The following is a 15,082-nucleotide window of genomic DNA, read 5'->3' on the forward strand; positions in this document are numbered from 1 at the left end:
AGTGAGCACATCGAGTCCAACCCGCACCATGAGCGCCATGCACGCAACGCGCGACACGCAAGGCTTCGCGTTCGAATCGACGCTCAGCAAAGTGGCGCGCGTGCTGACCGGGCAATACGGCGTGACGGTCGCGTTCAGTCCGGACGGTCCGCGTGTCGAACCTGGCCGCATCGTGATTCCCGACTATGAACTGAGCGGCGGCGTTGAGCGTGACGTGCTGATCGGTTATCTGGATCTGCTGGTGGCGCGCGCCAAGCATTCGTCGCTCGCGCAGATGAACGCGCTACCTGCCGGCGTTGCGGCGAATCTCGCGCAGGTTATCGAGGACCGCCGCGTCTGTGCGCAACTGCTCGACGAGTATCCGGGCGCGCGCTGGTTTATCGGCAAGCTGCGTGTGCATGCCGCCGAACAGGCGCGGCAGCGTTGGCCGAAGCTGCATTGGCGCGACCGGCTGGTCTGGCTGGTGGAGCGCGCGCTGTGGGACGAACAGCCGACACGGACCGAAGCCATTCATTCACTGCTGGCCGCGCTGCACGCCTCGCAGGATCTGCTCGACGAGGCGCGCAGAAGCCGCTCGACCGCGCATAGCATCGCGGCAGCACAGGCGTTGGTGGCACGCGTGCGGGCTTTGTCGGCGGGCGATGTCAACAGTATGGTGTTCACCGCGGATCCGGTTGAGGACATCGATACGGAAACCGCCGCTTCTTCCTCGGCGCCGCTCAATGATGACGACACGGCCCTGCCCGACCAGGACAACGCGGCCTCGCCGCCGTCCGATAAAAGTGGCGGCGCACAGGCGGAGAATGCGGTGGGCATGGGGCAATCGCTGGCCGATGCGCAGCAACCCTCGGCACGTTCCGAAGGCGAAGCCGCTGCAGCGTCAGAAATCGCCCGCTCGCGGCTATCGATTCCGCTTGCCACCGAATTCGACGAAATCACCGACATCACTGGCCAGGGCGACAGTGCGACATGGCGCGAGCTTCGCGCGCAGGCACGGGCGGATACCGCGCCGCTCAAGGAAAAGCTCGAGCGAGCGCTGAGCGCCGACGAACGCACCCGTTGGCGCCGCGAACAGGAACGCGGGGAGATCGACCGTACCGCACTGGCGAAGCTCGCCACCTCGCCTGGCTACCGTACGCCGTTTCGCACGCAGCGGGCGGCCAAAGGGCGCGACGTTGCCGTGACCTTGCTGATCGATCGCAGCGGCTCGATGGCCGGGCGCAAGATCGAACTCGCGCGTCTGTGCGCCACGGCATTGTGCGATGCGCTGACGCAATTGTCGTTCGACTGCGAAGTGCTCGGGTATTGCTCGCTCGAATCCGCACCGATGAAGCAACTTTATGAACGGCAACTGGCGGCCGGTGCAGATTTGCGGCGCTATAACCGTTTTGTCGAGCGGCTCGACCTGAAGGTCTACAAACGCTTTGGCGCCACGGATCTGAGCGGCATCGCGAGGATCGATTGCGGCCACGAGAATCCGGACGGCGAGGCGCTGGCCTGGGCGGCGACGCGGCTCGCCGATCATCAAGCCGAACGGCGCATCCTGATCGTGTTCTCGGATGGCTATCCGTCAACCGGCGACGGCGATCCGCACGTGCTGCGCCACGATCTGCGCGAACGCGTCGCGGCGATCCAGAAACGCGGCATCGAGCTGGTGGGGATCGGCGTGCTGACGGATGCGGTCGAGGACTTCTATCCTCACAACGTGGTGGTGAGCCGCCTTGCCGAATTGCCGTCGACGGTGTTCTCGGTGTTGAGTTCGATGCTGCTCACGCGCTAGCGCATCAAAACGCATTCAACGGAATCTTCAGATAGCGCACGCCATTCGCTTCCGGCTCAGGCGGCATGCCCGCGCGGATATTGAGCTGGATCGCTGGCAGGATCAGCGTCGGCATGCCGAGCGTGCGATCACGCGCGGTGCGCATGGCGACGAAGGCCTCCTGTGCCACACCGTCGTGCAGATGAATATTGCTGCGCCGCTGTTCGGCAACGGTGGTCTGCCAGTTCGGCCCGCGTGACGGCGGCGGGTAGTCGTGGCACATGCACAGCCGCGTTTCCGGTGGTAACGCGAGCAGCTTGCGTGCCGAGGCATACAAGGTATTCGCGTCGCCACCCGGAAAATCGCAACGCGCCGAGCCGACGTCCGGCATAAACAACGTATCGCCGACAAACACAGCGTTGCCAATCCGATAAGCCATATCCGCTGGCGTATGACCGGGCACGTGCAGCGCTTCCCCACTCAGTTCACCGATGCTGAAATGCTCGCCGGACGCGAATAGATGATCGAACTGGCGGCCATCGGTATGCATGTCTTCGCCAAGATTGAAGATGCGCCTGAATGCGGTCTGGACGATCCGGATGCTTTCGCCAATCGCAATCTTGCCGCCCAACGCCTCTTTCAGAAAAGGCGCCGCCGAAACGTGATCGGCATGGGCATGCGTCTCCAGCAACCATTCGACGCGCAACCCATGTTGCCTGACGAAAGCGACAACGCGTTCGGCTGAACCGGTCGACGTGTGCCCGGATTTCGGGTCGTAGTCGAGTACCGGATCGATCACGGCGCACGCCGAACCTTCTGCCGCATACACCACATAGGTGAACGTGCCGGTCACCGGATCGTAAAAGGCTTCTATCTGAGGTGTCATGGCGCGCTACACCAGTTTGGGCTTGAACGAATACTGTTCGATCCCGCCGCCGCGCGCGACCACGGCCGTGCTCTCCGGAATCTCTTCCCACCAGCCGGGTAAATCCGCAAGCGGCTCCGACAACACGAGAAACGCGTCCTCGCCAACCGCCGTGATGCGCGGGTCGTCCGGATACAGTTCGTGCAGATGCCGGAACGAGGTGCTGTGGAAGAGCGAGCGCGACTGCCCTTCGCTCGAATAGCGAACCGCGATCACCTGCTCGCCGTCGGTTGCGCAGACCGTCATGTTCAGCGGCTCATCGATACCGTGTTTGCGCCCGACGTCCTCGACGAAACCCACCATCCGCTCGATCGCGGTAACCGGCGCCAGTTCGAGACCGAAGGTCAGCGCCAGAAAAAACAGCACCTCGGAATCCGTCGAGCCTTCCACCGATGGAAACAACTCCGGATTGATCGCCAGCATCAGATCGCGGCGTACCGCCGGATAGTTGCGCACCAGCCCGTTATGCATAAAGAGCCACCGGCCATAGCGGAATGGATGGCAGTTGGTTTCCTGCGACGGTGTGTCGGTGGCCGCGCGCACATGCGCGACGAACAGCGGCGCGCGAATGGCCCGCGCGGCCTCGCGCAGGTTGCGGTCGCTCCAGGCGGGCTGAATACTGCGGTAGCGAAACGGGATGTCGGTGGGATGGCCGTACCAGCCGATGCCGAACCCGTCGCCGTTCGTGGTGGTCTGGCCGAGCTGCGAATGCAGGCTCTGGTCGATCAAGGAGTGTTTGGCGTTGAACAACACCGTTTCGAGTTGAAGCGGGTTGCCGGTATAAGCGAGCCAGCGGCACATGCGTTTTCCTCCTGTCGCGACGAGATGTCTGACGAACCTCGCCCAGCCTCGAATGGGCCCGCGCGCCGCCGTTCGCTATTTGACCACGGGTTGCATCTGCGCGATCGGTATCAGGAATTCTGAAAAACCGGTCAGGATAATTTGTACGCCGATGCACAGTAGCAGAAACGACGAAACCCGCATCGCGACCTTGGTGCCGTCCACGCCGAGATATTTGGCGAAAACCACCGCCCGGCTGTAAATCAGGTAGACGGTGAGCGCCACCAGAACCGAGATCACGACCGACGCAATGCTCGACAGCACGAACGCCGACAGCTTATGCGTGCGGTTCGCGGTCAGCGCGATTGCAGTAGCGATCGAACCGGGCCCGGTGGTGAGAGGAATAGTGAGAGGAAAGAACGCCTTCGACATGGCGTTATCCGAATCCACGCGTTTGACGGCCGGCTGCTCGGCCGGTTGCGTGTCGGGCGCGTTGAGCATCTGCCAGCCGCCAACGGCAACCGCGAGCCCCCCGCCGATACGCAGTGCCTCCATGGAGATGCCGAAGAAATGGAGAATCGGGGTGCCGACAAAGAAAGCGACGAGCATCACGCACATAACATTGAAGGCAATTTTCTTGGCGAGCGCGGTGCGGTCTTCTGTAGTGAGCGATGCTGTCCGGTCGAGAAAGACGAACGCCATGCCGATTGGGTTGATGATGCTGATCAGCCCGGTGAAGCCAAAGAGGATATCCGAGATCAGACTTTCGACCATATGCGATCCGTTTCGGGCAGCGGCTCGGTCGGGCGGGCTATTCGACTGACTGCCCACCGATGCGCCGCGCTGAGTTGAAGTGCTGGACGCCTTCGGCCTGTCCAGATTGATGCTCAAGTTGCGTGGGTCAGATGATATCGCGGCGCGGCACGCAAATTGGTAAAAAAGGGGGCGATGCAGGCAGCGCGCGGCATTGCACTGCAGCAGACCGGCGAAGAAAGATGTGCGCACAACTTTCAGAAAGCCTACACTTTTTTGACTTACTTTACGTAGTCAAAGCATCAGGCATAAAGTCCTCAGCGAAGCTGCACTTTCAACGAGACGTACTTACCGGTTCGAGGAGTTGCCCCCCATGTTGCTTCGTGTACTCGCTGCGCTGCCGTTCGTCGGCATTCTGCTTGGCGTCCCATTTGTGAATCGTGTCGAGCCGCTAGTGCTCGGCATGCCGTTCGTGCTGGCCTGGATCGTCATGTGGGTGGTGCTCAGTTCGATCATCATGGCGATCATTTACCGTCTGGACCCGACTAACCGTCAGCTTGCCGCGGACGGTGAGGAGGCCCGATCATGAGCGCACTCGTCATCATTGCGGCGATTACGCTGTTTGCGCTGTACCTGGGCGTGCGCGCGCGGCGCGGCCACGACATGAGTCTCGAACAGTGGACCGTAGGCGGCCGCAGTTTCGGCACCGCGTTCGTGTTCCTGCTCATGGCGGGCGAGATCTACACGACCTTCACCTTCCTCGGCGGCAGCGGCTTTGCTTATGGCAAGGGCGCGCCGGTCTACTACATTCTTGCCTACGGCACGCTCGCTTACATCCTCTCGTACTGGATGCTGCCGCCCATCTGGCGTTACGCGAAGAATCACCGCCTCGTCTCGCAGCCGCACTTCTTCGCGCGCAAGTACGACAGCCCGGCGCTCGGCACGCTCGTCGCGCTGGTCGGCGTGGCCGCGCTGATTCCCTACCTCGTGCTGCAACTCAAGGGCCTCGGCATCATCGTCGCAACGGCCTCGTATGGCGCGATTTCTTCGACGGCCGCCATCTGGATCGGCGCCGCGGTGGTGACGGCTTACGTGATCGTCTCCGGCGTGCGCGGCTCGGCGTGGAATTCGGTCGTGAAAGATCTGCTGATTCTGGCGATCGTGCTGTTCCTCGGCATCTATTTGCCGCTGCACTACTACGGCGGCTTCGGCGCGATGTTCCACGCAATCGATGCCGCGCGCCCGGGTTTCCTGACCTTCCCGGCCAAGGGTTCGAGCGTCACCTGGTTCCAGTCGACCGTGCTCCTGACCGCCTTGGGCTTCTTCATGTGGCCGCACACGTTCGGCTCGATCTACACCGCGAAGGACGAGCGTATTTTCCGGCGTAACGCGATGGTGCTGCCGCTGTACCAGCTCATTCTGCTGTTCGTGTTCTTCGTGGGCTTTGCGGCGACGCTGAAGGTCCCGGGCCTGAAGGGTGGCGACATCGACCTGTCGCTGTTCCGCCTGTCGTTGCAGACTTTCGACCCGTGGTTCGTCGGCGTGATCGGCGCGGCGGGGATTCTGACGGCGCTGGTGCCGGGATCGATGATTCTGACGTCGGCGTCCACGCTGCTCGCCAACGACGTGTATCGCGGCATGGTGAACCGCAACGCGTCGGATGCGACGGTGACCAAGCTCGCACGCTTTCTCGTGCCGGTGGTGGCACTCGTAGCCGTGGGTTTTACGCTGCACGGCGGCGAGACCATCGTGGCGTTGCTGCTGATGGGCTACAGCTTCGTGACCCAGCTGTTTCCGGCGGTGATCTGCAGTTTACTGCGGCGTAACCGGGCGACCAAGTACGGCGCGTTTTGCGGGATTCTGGCGGGCGTCGCCGTCGTGACCCTGACGACCACCATGCATCTGAGTGTTGCGCAGTTGATGCCGTTTTTGCCTGACGCGTTAAAGGACATCAATATCGGCTTCCTGGCGCTCGCCGTGAACATCATTGTTTTTGCCGTGGTGAGCGCTGCGACGCAACCGCGGTCGGTCGAGCAGACTCACGCGCCGGTGCATTGAGGTTTTCTTCGTACCTTCCTGCATAGCGGTTGAAGGGACTGGTCGCCTTGGGCGCCAGCCCCTTTTTCTGCTTCCACGCTATGCTCTGCGGCACGTATATCATCCGTGGAGCCGCCGATGCAGTCACCCGTTCTCCGAGTCGCTCGTCCAACCAACGATCTGCTCAAGCTCGCCGATTTCTATACCAGGGGATTAGGCTTCGAGGTGCTCGCCCGCTTCGAAAACCACGAGGGTTTCGACGGTATCGTGCTTGGGCGGCGTGAGTGCCCCTGGCACATCGAGTTCACACACCAGCACGGTGTCATGGTCGGGCGAGCGCCTACCGCCGAGCATCTTCTGGTGCTCTATCTACCCGAGCACCACGAATGGCTTGCCGCGGTCGAGCGGATTCAGGCACTTGGTGTCCTTCCCTGCGAATCGGAAAATCCGTATTGGGATCGGCTGGGGAAAACATTCGAGGACCCCGACGGATACCGGATCGTTTTGCAGAACGCGGCGTGGGGACAAAAAAGCATGCGGAGCGAATGAATGAACTACCTTCTTTACTACTCGCCGGGCGCGGCAAGCATGGCCGTTCACTGGATGATGATAGAAATGGGCATCCCATTCGACGCTCATCTCGTCGACATCGACGCCGGCAATCAACGGAACCCCGAATACCTGCGGCTGAATCCCTCGGGCCGCGTTCCTACGCTCGTGGTCGACGGAACGCCGCGCCACGAGTCGGCCGCGCTGCTCATGCTGCTGGCCGAGCGGCATCCTGAAGGCACCCTGGCGCCCGCGCCAGGCTCCGCCGATCGTGCGGCGTGGCTGGAGTTCATGGTCTATCTGGCCAATACGCTGCTGCCCGCCATGCGCGACTGGTTTTACGCGGATATCGACGGCGAGCCTGCGGGCGCCGAAGCAGTCCGGGCGCTCGCGCAGCGGCGCATCGACGAAGCCTGTGACCGGCTCAACGCAGATCTCGCCGACGGACGCGACTATCTGGTCGGCGGCAAGCTCAGCACCGCCGATTTCCTCGCGGTCGTGGTGATGCGCTGGACGCGCAATATGCCGCGCCCGGCACTCGGCTGGCCGCATCTCGCGCGCTATATCCGCGGGCTGCGCGCCCTGCCCTCGTTCATCGAATTGAATGCGCGAGAAGGGCTCACCGAATGGCGCAACCAGGACGATTGATGCGCGCTCAACCAGTTGGCGGGCCGGCGGGGGCGGTGGCCGGCGGGACCGAAGGGTCGTGGAAACGACCAGGAAGCCCCCTGGAAATCGCTAGCCAGCTAGTTCGCTCGCGTGCCGACGATCACAATGCCGCGTGAAAGTCCGCTCACGTTATCAACCGCCTGGGCTCCTGCATACAGTTGCGTGACCGGCACCCATACCGCTGGATACTTGTAGCGCGCAACATCGAGCAGCAGCGCGCTATCGCTTGCGGCGTCGTATGCGGCAAGTGGCGACCAGTGGCCCCCACCTGCTTCGCCTATCTCCACCCGCCTGAAGTTCAGTAACGCAAAGCGGTCGCTGTGGCCCGTCGTGTCACGAATCAGATCGCGAAACTGACCGAGCGTCAGATCGCCGGCATGGAATTTCCTCACTTCGACAGGAAATGCGCCTAGCGCTGCGCTGAGCTGGTCGAGCGTCATGCCCTCCTTCGATACCCGCGCGGCGTTGGCGACCTGAGGATCGACGCCGCGGAAGAAATCCTGTTGCGAAAAGTATGGGAAATCCGGGTACTGCGTCGACTCGGGACGGCGGATGCCCAACGCATTGAGCGCCATCACCGAGCTCGCGATCGAACAGTAGGCTTCGTTGCGCTGCGTTTCGAAGTACTCCGAGAGCGGCCAGTACGACTGGTTATGGGCGGTGGTTATCAACCGCTGCTGGCCGGCCGGTTGTGTCAACGCAATGAGGTTCGGAGGAACAGGCAGCGGTCCATCGGCTGGGCGTGCCGCGCCCGATGCAGTGGCTTGTTGCGAATCCTGATGCGAGCTTTGATTTATGGCTTGATTTGCAACCGGTGGTAGCGGCGCGCAGGCCGCCAGTGTTGCCGTCAGCGCAACAACGATCCACTCAGGCCGGCTTACGCGCTGCATGGCGCGCATCAACGAATATCTGGACATTAACCCTTCCGCTGCGGATGACTTCGGAACGACTTCGCGCGTGCCAACGCATTTCATCCCATATCGGCAAGCCTCGTTTTTTTAACACGAAATAAGTCGGCGCGTGAATCTTCAACCAAACGCCACGCGAGCCGAACCGCTGTCCATCCACTCGAATAAGATATACTCCCCTAGGGTATATTGGAGAGTATTCATGGGTCACACGATTCGGGAAAAACAGAAGCTTCTCAACCGCGTTCGCCGCATCAAGGGGCAGATCGAGGCCGTAGAACGCGCGCTCGAAGACGAGCGAGGCTGCGCCGACGTACTTCAGCAGATCACCAGTTGCCGCGGCGCGATGAACGGTCTGCTGGCGGTCGTGCTCGAGGACCACATCAGAAATCACCTGGTGGATGCGCATACAGACGAAGAACCTGCGGGCAGTGCGACTGAACAACTCATCGAAGTTGTTCACAGCTATTTCAAATAGATGGGAGCAGCACATGAGTGACTTCAAAAACGCTGCCTTCGGCGCGGGACACGATCATATTTTTCTGGGTGCGGCTCATGAAAAAAACGAGCGCAGAACATGGGCGGTGATCGCTTTGTGTGCCGTGATGATGGTTGCAGAAATCGTCGGCGGCAGCCTGTTCGGCTCGCTGGCGCTCGTCGCCGACGGCCTGCACATGTCGACCCATGCAGGCGCGATGCTGATCGCGGCACTCGCTTATACGTATGCGCGCAAGCATGCGAGTGACGCGCGTTTCGTATTCGGCACAGGGAAACTGGGCGACCTCGCGGGATTCACAAGCGCCATTGCGCTAGCCATGATTGCCCTCCTGATCGCTTACGAAGCTGTGTCGCGCTTTCTCTCGCCGGTGCCCATTCATTTCAGCGAAGCGATTCCGATTGCCGTCGCCGGCCTGCTGGTGAATCTGGCGAGCGTGTGGCTGCTGCGTGGCGATCATCATGGGCACGGTCACGGGCATAACGGTCATGAACACGACGAACACGCGCATGAAGTTCATGGCCACGGCGGTCACGATCACGAAGAAGGACATGCGCACGAAGCTCACGGCAATAACGCTCACACAGCCCACCACGATGTTGAAGCCGCCACTCAGCAGGATCACAATATCCGCGCAGCCTACATTCACGTAATGGCGGATGCTGCGGTGTCGGTGCTGGCTATCATCGGCCTGGTTCTTGCACGCGAATTCGGCTGGCTCTGGATGGATCCGCTCGCCGGCATCATCGGCGCGCTGGTGATCGCAAACTGGTCATATGGGCTCATGCGCGACACAGGTGCAATCCTGCTTGATATGAGCCCCGACCAGCGCATGACGGAGAACGTGCGTCACGCTATCGAAGATAACGGCGACCAGGTGCTCGACTTGCACGTCTGGCGCGTGGGCCCCGGTCATATGAGTGCGGTAATATCCGTCGCGACCCAGGAAACGCGCCGTGACTCGCGTTTCTATCATGCCTTGCTGAAACGCTTCAGCGGACTCTCGCACGTCACCGTCGAAGTCAACCCAACGGAACTGATGGCCTGAATATGGCAATTGAATCACCCTGCATCGACATCTGCAAAATTGACGGCAAAACGGGCTTCTGCATTGGATGCCTGCGCACCCGGGACGAGATTCGCGAATGGAAAAATATGACCGACCACCGGCGCCATCAGGTTATCCATGACGCCTCGCGTCGCAAGGCGAAGGTGAAACCCGCGACTCAAGAGACGCAAACCTCGTAAAGGCGCCCGTCAATTCGCCGGGTCAGCGAACGCATAACTGTTCTTGCCGCTGCGCTTGACCCGGTACATCGCTTCGTCGGCCGCGGCCACGAGGCGATGATAATCGTCGACGGAATCTGGAAAACTGGCGATGCCGATACTGGCGCGAACCAGTCCGACCCCCATCTCCTGGTCTGTTTGAACCACGCAGGCAATGAGCCGCCGGGCGATTTCGCCGAGCTCTGCATTTGTCGAAAATTCCCGGACCAGGACGGCAAATTCATCGCCGCCGATCCGGGCGACGACATCGCCTTTACGCACCGACTCGCGAAAGCGCTTCGAAACCGCGATCAGAAATTCATCCCCGACCCGGTGCCCGAGCGAGTCATTGACCTGCTTGAATCCATCCAGATCGACATACAGCACGGCAAATTTGCAAGACGCCGCGACCGCGGGCGATCTCGTCGCCGCCTCGTCGAGCGTGGCAAACAGCTTGCGCCGGTTCGGCAAGCCGGTCATCGCATCGTGCAGCGCCGCGTGCTCGAATTCGTGCGACTGCCCCGCCAGCTGAAGATTCCGTTTGGCGTACATTCCCAACGCGGTGATCAGCATGCAGAACAGCAGTGCCGCCGACGCGATGAGCGTGCGCGCGACGTGGGCAATCCGCACGCGTACGTCGGCACTGTCGATGTCACGCTGCGCTCGCCAATATGTCGACACGTCATTGAGCAGCGCATCCGTGCCGCGCAGATCGGCGTCGGGTGCAAGCGAAGACGCAGGCAGATGCGGCGCCGCCGACGGACTCGCATTCACCAGCGCCGCGAGCGAGGTGAGGCGATGGGTAAGTTCGGTTCGAGCGTGCAGATACCCGGTGGCTCTGCCCGCCGTGGCGTCGGGCAGTTGCGCCCAGAGGCCGGCCAGACTCCGGGCGCCTTCTGCCCGTTCAACCGCTTCGAGAACCAGCCCCGTATATTCCTGCTTCAATTGATCGGAAAAAATCGTCCTGATCTGCAGCACAAGATAGAGAAGGCCAATCAGGAGGCAAACCAGCGAGGCGGCGGCGATCGCAGCCGGGCCCGGCCTGAAGCGGATCGCGAAGGCGCGCCCACGAACAGCGCGCCGGATGCGAATCCGCTCAGGGATGGGAATAGCTGGTTTGCTGGCTTCCGGTGCCATGCTGGCGATAGCTTACGCGACGAAAAAACGAACTCATCCGGGCGAACAGACTTTCCTTGTGCCTGGAATTCGCAGTCGAAGATGATCGACGATCCTGCTGGGCGAGACGCGCGTCTCTGCCGGGGCGGCTGGACGCCAACTGTTGGGACGGATGTGCCGCGCGCTGAGCGGCAGGGACAGAAGGCGCGGTTGCGGCGGGTGTTGCGTCGGCGATGCTGGTTTGACTGGCCGCCGGCGTCGGGAGCCGCGTGACCGGACCGGACCACGAGGCCTGTTTGCTTCCTTCTTCTCCGTCCGATGCTGCCGCTGTTGCCTGCATTTGTGCGGTTGCCGGTGCATCTCCCGTTGTCTGCGTTGCCGTTGTCACTGGCGCAGCGACAGTGGCGTGCATGCCGGACGCTGTTCGCTCCGCTCCTGCTGTCGTCGTCACCGATTGCGGCGCTGCGGCGAAAATTGCCGCCTTTGGCGGTGCCATCGATTTCGCCGACGCCGGGCCTATAGCCGCCGACGCAGCGGTCCCGAGCGCCTGCCGGGCGCCCGCCATGGCGTCGGCATACGTTTGCTGATCACGGTTGAACCAGACGCCGTACGCCACCGTGCCCACCACGCCAAAAGCTAGCGCGCTTGCCGTCGCGATGCATAGTGCAAGACGTCCGAAGCGCACAGGCGGTGCCGCAGCCGACGGCTCAGCGCCGGCGTCGAAGCCAGTATCCGGATTCTCTACAGCAGATTTTGGCAAGTCGGTATCGTTGAACATCGCAATACTCTCCGGAATCCTTACGTCTGACATTTAGGCAGACATTGTTCGCACGATTCAGCGGTGGTCGAGCTGGAGTTGTTCGATGAATGTGTTCCGCTACGCCGGGTAGCGACCATACGGTGATGCTGCGCTTTAAACGCCGGTTTTGCGAGCCTGCTATGCGTCGATAAGACAGGTAAAAGATTCAACGCCGCGTAGATCACGGGTAGTGCTGTGAGCTGATGCGGGCCATTCCTACGGTGGACTGGAGGCCGGCGATTCGACCATGCGCTGCGGCTCTCTGTCATGCAATAAACACGCCAATATGAAGCGCCGATTTGTGGCCATCGCTTAAAACGCTATGCGTGCTCAGTGGGGGCGTGTGGCGCCCCCACTGAATCCGGCACCTATTGCACGGTGATTGTTTCTTTCATATTCGGGTGGATGCCGCAAAACACCTTGTACACGCCCGGTTTGTCGAATTTGAACTGATACGTGTCGTTCTGGTCGAGCGCGGCGGAACGGAACATACCCGCGTCGTTCACGACCGTATGCGGCTCGCCGTCGAGATTTTTCCAGGTCACCGTGGAGCCGGCTTTGACCGTCAGCGCCATCGGCGAAAACATGAAGTTCTTGATGACCACGGCGTTGGGCGTCTCTGCCCGCGCAACGGAAAGTCCCGCCGACGCCGCGACGAGCGCCGAACTCCCGAGTAGCACAAAGAACGTGCGGCAAATAGTATTAATTTGCATAACTGATCTCCTGCGAGAGAAAAAAAACTGAAATCAAACGAGCGTCGTATCGGCAAGCGTCGCTTTGAGCGGATGACGCGCGATTTTTATGCTGGTCACGCCGAGCATCTTTGGGAGCTGGTCGCTTGCGACCGTAAGTGGCCCGGGGCCCGGGCCACTGCCGGCGGTCGGCTGTGGATAGGCTGTTGAGCGCGCGGTATGGAAGGTGATATTGCCTTCGACCTTCGACACGATCTGATGAATATGGCCGTTCAGCACGGTCACCGAGCCAAAGCGCTTCAGATAACTCATTGCCTGACCGGCATCGCCCGTGCCCCACCCCCACGGCTCGTAGATCGTCCACATCGGCATGTGTGCAAAGACGACGATCGGCGTGCTGGACGAGCGGCCCTTCAGATCATTTTCCAGCCAGGCGAGTTGATCGTCGCCGAGACCACCCAGGCCGTTAGGCTTGAAATGCATCACGTTGACGAGCGCGACGAAGTGCACGCCGTTGTGGTCGAAGCTGTAATAACCTCTGTTGTCCGAAGCCTTGCCGAAGCGGCTGAAGTATTCGGTTCCGGGGCCGTCCGTCACGTCATGCTCGCCCGGCACAGTGTGGAGTTCGGTGATATTCAGGCCCGACATCAACTGCGCCGCCAGATCGAACTCCGCTGGCCTGGAAAGATGCGTGATATCGCCCGTGTGGATGGTCAGCGCAGGCTTGACCGGCATGGCGTTGACGTAGTCGATCGTCTGCTTGAGCGTGCCGGCAACGTCCGGGTTGGCTTCTTTATTGAAGCCGATATGCGAATCGCTGATCTGCAGGAATAGCGGTACGCCCATGGCCATCGAGGATGATTTCGCATCGGCTGCGAGGGCCAGCTCCACCGGCGTGAGGATGCCGCCGGCAAGAACGAAGACCGTGCCGACTCCACCGAAGGCGAGACATCTCAGCGCGCCGCGACGGGAGGGGTTGAATGCAGGGTCGAACGCAGGATCGGATGAATGGTGTGACGACATGTTGACCTCACGATAAAGATTCGCAGGCAAACCGCGGGATTATCCGGCGGCCCTCACGACTCGGTTCATCAGGAAGACTGCCGCACCGCCGGTTTTATTCCAGGAACAGCAAATTAGCGCACCGGTTGGCGAATCCAGCCGCGTGGGCCTATATGTCTGAGGCCGGAACAAATGGGAATAACCGCGCCGCGGCGGCGGTCTTGCAGATGAGAGAACCTGAAAGGAGTAGCCAACATGGATATCATCGGCATGGCCCGTGCCTCGGGCATGGCGGTCATCCTCGACGGCAGGATTGGCCGCGAGCAGTATCAGAGCGTGTGCGGCTCGCTGTCCGCGTTACAGCGATTTGCCGAAGCGGTACGCCTGGGTACGGTACAACAGGGCGGGCATCAGAAACGCACCACCCCGCCCGCTCGCAGAGCGTGAGGCAATGCCCGGGCCTGCGCGGCGGCATGCTTGCCGGCGGTCTCTCAAGCCGTCTTGCGGAGCATACGAATTGAAGGGAGGGTAAGGTGCGACCGGATTTGCAGACCATTCTGCGCCGCCTGCAACTCGGATCGGGCGTGGTGCTGCTCGTTTATCTGTTTTTGCACCTGGTCAATCATGCGCTCGGTATCTGGTCGCTCGATCTTGCCGGACGCGGGCTCACGTTCGCTCTGTGGATCTGGCACAGCGTGCCCGGCACGATCCTGTTGTACGGTTCGGCCCTGCTCCATTTCGCGCTCGCTGTGCGCACGATTTACGGGCGTCGTCACTGGTCGCTCCCACCCGCCGAATGGATCCGGCTGTGGGCCGGCCTGAGCCTGCCCTTGCTGCTGATCCGGCATGCGGTCGCGACGCGCCTCGCGGCGTCGCTATATGGTTTCGAGCCGAACTACGAGCGGATCGTGATAGCGCTGATCGCGAGCGGCACGCAGGGTCTGCAGCTCGCACTGCTAGCGCCAGGCTGGATCCATGGTTGCCTCGGCGTGTGGTTTCGCTTGCGTCACTATCCGGCGATGCAACGCGCGAGGCCCGCACTGCTTGCCTTGCTCATTGTTTTGCCATTGCTTTCCGCAGTGGGTTTTCTGCGGATGAAGCAAGCGGTCGTCGCAATGCATGCTGTCCTGCCGGCGCCTGATTCGAAACTGCTGGCGCACCAGCTTACGCTCGATACATGGCGCCACAGTCTCGTCACGCTTTACCTTGCCGTGCTCGTTAGCGCGCTTCTGGCAGGTCTGTTGCGGAATTGGCTGGAGCGCCGACCGCGTTCGGCATGATCCGATAGTTGCGTCAATCTCATCGTTTCAGCCGGGATTTTGTTGGGTGAT

The 15,082-nt window shown here is 61.3% G+C and carries 18 protein-coding genes; 10 read left to right on the forward strand and 8 right to left on the reverse strand.

Annotated features, from left to right (window positions below; genetic code table 11):
• The first annotated feature begins 37 nt into the window (after positions 1–37).
• Positions 38–1,780, forward strand: a complete 1,743-nt coding sequence (locus tag PQR40_RS25810; RefSeq protein WP_408510110.1) for a cobaltochelatase CobT-related protein — start codon at positions 38–40, stop codon at positions 1,778–1,780.
• A 4-nt stretch (positions 1,781–1,784) separates the two neighbouring features.
• Here PQR40_RS25810 and PQR40_RS25815 read toward each other — a convergent pair whose 3' ends face one another.
• From PQR40_RS25815 to PQR40_RS25825, 3 genes are all read right to left on the reverse strand, one after another.
• Complete coding sequence (locus PQR40_RS25815) at positions 1,785–2,645, reverse strand: MBL fold metallo-hydrolase (RefSeq protein ID WP_408510102.1); 861 nt, start codon at positions 2,643–2,645, stop codon at positions 1,785–1,787.
• Positions 2,646–2,651: 6 nt separating this feature from the next.
• Positions 2,652–3,485: a class II glutamine amidotransferase gene (locus PQR40_RS25820; RefSeq protein WP_408392361.1), complete on the reverse strand. Its 834-nt coding sequence runs from the start codon at positions 3,483–3,485 to the stop codon at positions 2,652–2,654.
• A gap of 75 nt (positions 3,486–3,560) precedes the next feature.
• The gene (locus PQR40_RS25825; protein ID WP_408225246.1) at positions 3,561–4,238 is read right to left on the reverse strand and encodes a MarC family protein; all 678 of its coding nucleotides are present in this window, start codon (positions 4,236–4,238) and stop codon (positions 3,561–3,563) included.
• 352 nt (positions 4,239–4,590) lie between these two features.
• On the opposite strand from PQR40_RS25825, the gene PQR40_RS25830 reads away from it, so the two are divergent.
• The 4 genes from PQR40_RS25830 (at position 4,591) to PQR40_RS25845 (ending at position 7,451) form a co-directional block, all read left to right on the forward strand.
• Positions 4,591–4,806, forward strand: a complete 216-nt coding sequence (locus PQR40_RS25830) for a DUF3311 domain-containing protein (RefSeq protein WP_408224698.1) — start codon at positions 4,591–4,593, stop codon at positions 4,804–4,806.
• Positions 4,803–6,275, forward strand: a complete 1,473-nt coding sequence (locus PQR40_RS25835; RefSeq protein ID WP_408224695.1) for a sodium:solute symporter family protein — start codon at positions 4,803–4,805, stop codon at positions 6,273–6,275. The genes PQR40_RS25830 and PQR40_RS25835 overlap by 4 nt, the downstream gene beginning before the upstream one ends.
• A 117-nt stretch (positions 6,276–6,392) precedes the next feature.
• Complete coding sequence (locus tag PQR40_RS25840) at positions 6,393–6,803, forward strand: VOC family protein (protein WP_408392358.1); 411 nt, start codon at positions 6,393–6,395, stop codon at positions 6,801–6,803.
• A complete protein-coding gene (locus tag PQR40_RS25845) occupies positions 6,804–7,451 on the forward strand; it encodes a glutathione S-transferase family protein (protein WP_408392355.1) in 648 nt (215 codons plus the stop codon).
• 98 nt (positions 7,452–7,549) lie between these two features.
• On the opposite strand, the gene PQR40_RS25850 is transcribed toward PQR40_RS25845, so the two are convergent.
• On the reverse strand, positions 7,550–8,389 hold the full coding sequence (locus PQR40_RS25850; protein ID WP_408510103.1) for a phytochelatin synthase family protein: 840 nt from the start codon (positions 8,387–8,389) through the stop codon (positions 7,550–7,552).
• Positions 8,390–8,582: 193 nt separating this feature from the next.
• On the opposite strand from PQR40_RS25850, the gene PQR40_RS25855 reads away from it, so the two are divergent.
• From PQR40_RS25855 to PQR40_RS25865, 3 genes are read left to right on the forward strand one after another with little or no spacing between them, the layout of a single operon-like run.
• Entirely contained in the window at positions 8,583–8,858 is a 276-nt protein-coding gene (locus PQR40_RS25855) for a metal/formaldehyde-sensitive transcriptional repressor (protein WP_408224684.1), read from the forward strand.
• A gap of 13 nt (positions 8,859–8,871) precedes the next feature.
• Positions 8,872–9,924, forward strand: a complete 1,053-nt coding sequence (gene dmeF / locus PQR40_RS25860) for a CDF family Co(II)/Ni(II) efflux transporter DmeF (RefSeq protein WP_408392352.1) — start codon at positions 8,872–8,874, stop codon at positions 9,922–9,924.
• Positions 9,925–9,926: 2 nt separating this feature from the next.
• Positions 9,927–10,124 carry a DUF1289 domain-containing protein gene (locus PQR40_RS25865; protein WP_408510104.1) on the forward strand — a complete coding sequence of 66 codons (198 nt, stop codon included), beginning with the start codon at positions 9,927–9,929 and terminating at the stop codon, positions 10,122–10,124.
• Between the two features lie 9 nt (positions 10,125–10,133).
• Here PQR40_RS25865 and PQR40_RS25870 read toward each other — a convergent pair whose 3' ends face one another.
• The 4 genes from PQR40_RS25870 to PQR40_RS25885 all read right to left on the reverse strand — a co-directional run bounded on the left by PQR40_RS25870 (position 10,134) and on the right by PQR40_RS25885 (position 13,772).
• Positions 10,134–11,279, reverse strand: coding sequence for a diguanylate cyclase domain-containing protein (locus tag PQR40_RS25870; protein WP_408510105.1), 1,146 nt, complete (start codon positions 11,277–11,279; stop codon positions 10,134–10,136).
• Positions 11,239–12,036, reverse strand: a complete 798-nt coding sequence (locus tag PQR40_RS25875; protein WP_408510106.1) for a hypothetical protein — start codon at positions 12,034–12,036, stop codon at positions 11,239–11,241. Before PQR40_RS25875 ends, PQR40_RS25870 begins: the two co-directional genes overlap by 41 nt.
• Positions 12,037–12,425: 389 nt before the next feature.
• Positions 12,426–12,770 (reverse strand): cupredoxin domain-containing protein, encoded by a 345-nt coding sequence (locus tag PQR40_RS25880; protein WP_408224674.1) that lies wholly within the window; start codon positions 12,768–12,770, stop codon positions 12,426–12,428.
• Positions 12,771–12,803: 33 nt separating this feature from the next.
• Positions 12,804–13,772 (reverse strand): metallophosphoesterase family protein, encoded by a 969-nt coding sequence (locus PQR40_RS25885; protein ID WP_408336588.1) that lies wholly within the window; start codon positions 13,770–13,772, stop codon positions 12,804–12,806.
• Between the two features lie 234 nt (positions 13,773–14,006).
• Between PQR40_RS25885 and PQR40_RS25890 the strand changes: the two genes are divergently transcribed.
• Positions 14,007–14,198, forward strand: coding sequence for a hypothetical protein (locus PQR40_RS25890; RefSeq protein WP_408224668.1), 192 nt, complete (start codon positions 14,007–14,009; stop codon positions 14,196–14,198).
• Positions 14,199–14,296: 98 nt separating this feature from the next.
• Positions 14,297–15,031, forward strand: coding sequence for a hypothetical protein (locus PQR40_RS25895; RefSeq protein ID WP_408225243.1), 735 nt, complete (start codon positions 14,297–14,299; stop codon positions 15,029–15,031).
• Positions 15,032–15,082: the final 51 nt, after the last annotated feature.

It is taken from the genome of Paraburkholderia sediminicola (assembly GCF_046026855.1).
Taxonomy (GTDB): domain Bacteria; phylum Pseudomonadota; class Gammaproteobacteria; order Burkholderiales; family Burkholderiaceae; genus Paraburkholderia; species Paraburkholderia sediminicola_A.

What these genes read in the sequence shown, in the direction of transcription:
- PQR40_RS25810 (WP_408510110.1), top strand. Translation starts at nt 38, where the DNA reads ATGCACGCAACGCGCGACACGCAAGGCTTCGCGTTCGAATCGACGCTC.
- PQR40_RS25815 (WP_408510102.1), bottom strand. Translation starts at nt 2,645, where the DNA reads ATGACACCTCAGATAGAAGCCTTTTACGATCCGGTGACCGGCACGTTC.
- PQR40_RS25820 (WP_408392361.1), bottom strand. Translation starts at nt 3,485, where the DNA reads ATGTGCCGCTGGCTCGCTTATACCGGCAACCCGCTTCAACTCGAAACG.
- PQR40_RS25825 (WP_408225246.1), bottom strand. Translation starts at nt 4,238, where the DNA reads ATGGTCGAAAGTCTGATCTCGGATATCCTCTTTGGCTTCACCGGGCTG.
- PQR40_RS25830 (WP_408224698.1), top strand. Translation starts at nt 4,591, where the DNA reads ATGTTGCTTCGTGTACTCGCTGCGCTGCCGTTCGTCGGCATTCTGCTT.
- PQR40_RS25835 (WP_408224695.1), top strand. Translation starts at nt 4,803, where the DNA reads ATGAGCGCACTCGTCATCATTGCGGCGATTACGCTGTTTGCGCTGTAC.
- PQR40_RS25840 (WP_408392358.1), top strand. Translation starts at nt 6,393, where the DNA reads ATGCAGTCACCCGTTCTCCGAGTCGCTCGTCCAACCAACGATCTGCTC.
- PQR40_RS25845 (WP_408392355.1), top strand. Translation starts at nt 6,804, where the DNA reads ATGAACTACCTTCTTTACTACTCGCCGGGCGCGGCAAGCATGGCCGTT.
- PQR40_RS25850 (WP_408510103.1), bottom strand. Translation starts at nt 8,389, where the DNA reads ATGTCCAGATATTCGTTGATGCGCGCCATGCAGCGCGTAAGCCGGCCT.
- PQR40_RS25855 (WP_408224684.1), top strand. Translation starts at nt 8,583, where the DNA reads ATGGGTCACACGATTCGGGAAAAACAGAAGCTTCTCAACCGCGTTCGC.
- dmeF (WP_408392352.1), top strand. Translation starts at nt 8,872, where the DNA reads ATGAGTGACTTCAAAAACGCTGCCTTCGGCGCGGGACACGATCATATT.
- PQR40_RS25865 (WP_408510104.1), top strand. Translation starts at nt 9,927, where the DNA reads ATGGCAATTGAATCACCCTGCATCGACATCTGCAAAATTGACGGCAAA.
- PQR40_RS25870 (WP_408510105.1), bottom strand. Translation starts at nt 11,279, where the DNA reads ATGGCACCGGAAGCCAGCAAACCAGCTATTCCCATCCCTGAGCGGATT.
- PQR40_RS25875 (WP_408510106.1), bottom strand. Translation starts at nt 12,036, where the DNA reads ATGTTCAACGATACCGACTTGCCAAAATCTGCTGTAGAGAATCCGGAT.
- PQR40_RS25880 (WP_408224674.1), bottom strand. Translation starts at nt 12,770, where the DNA reads ATGCAAATTAATACTATTTGCCGCACGTTCTTTGTGCTACTCGGGAGT.
- PQR40_RS25885 (WP_408336588.1), bottom strand. Translation starts at nt 13,772, where the DNA reads ATGTCGTCACACCATTCATCCGATCCTGCGTTCGACCCTGCATTCAAC.
- PQR40_RS25890 (WP_408224668.1), top strand. Translation starts at nt 14,007, where the DNA reads ATGGATATCATCGGCATGGCCCGTGCCTCGGGCATGGCGGTCATCCTC.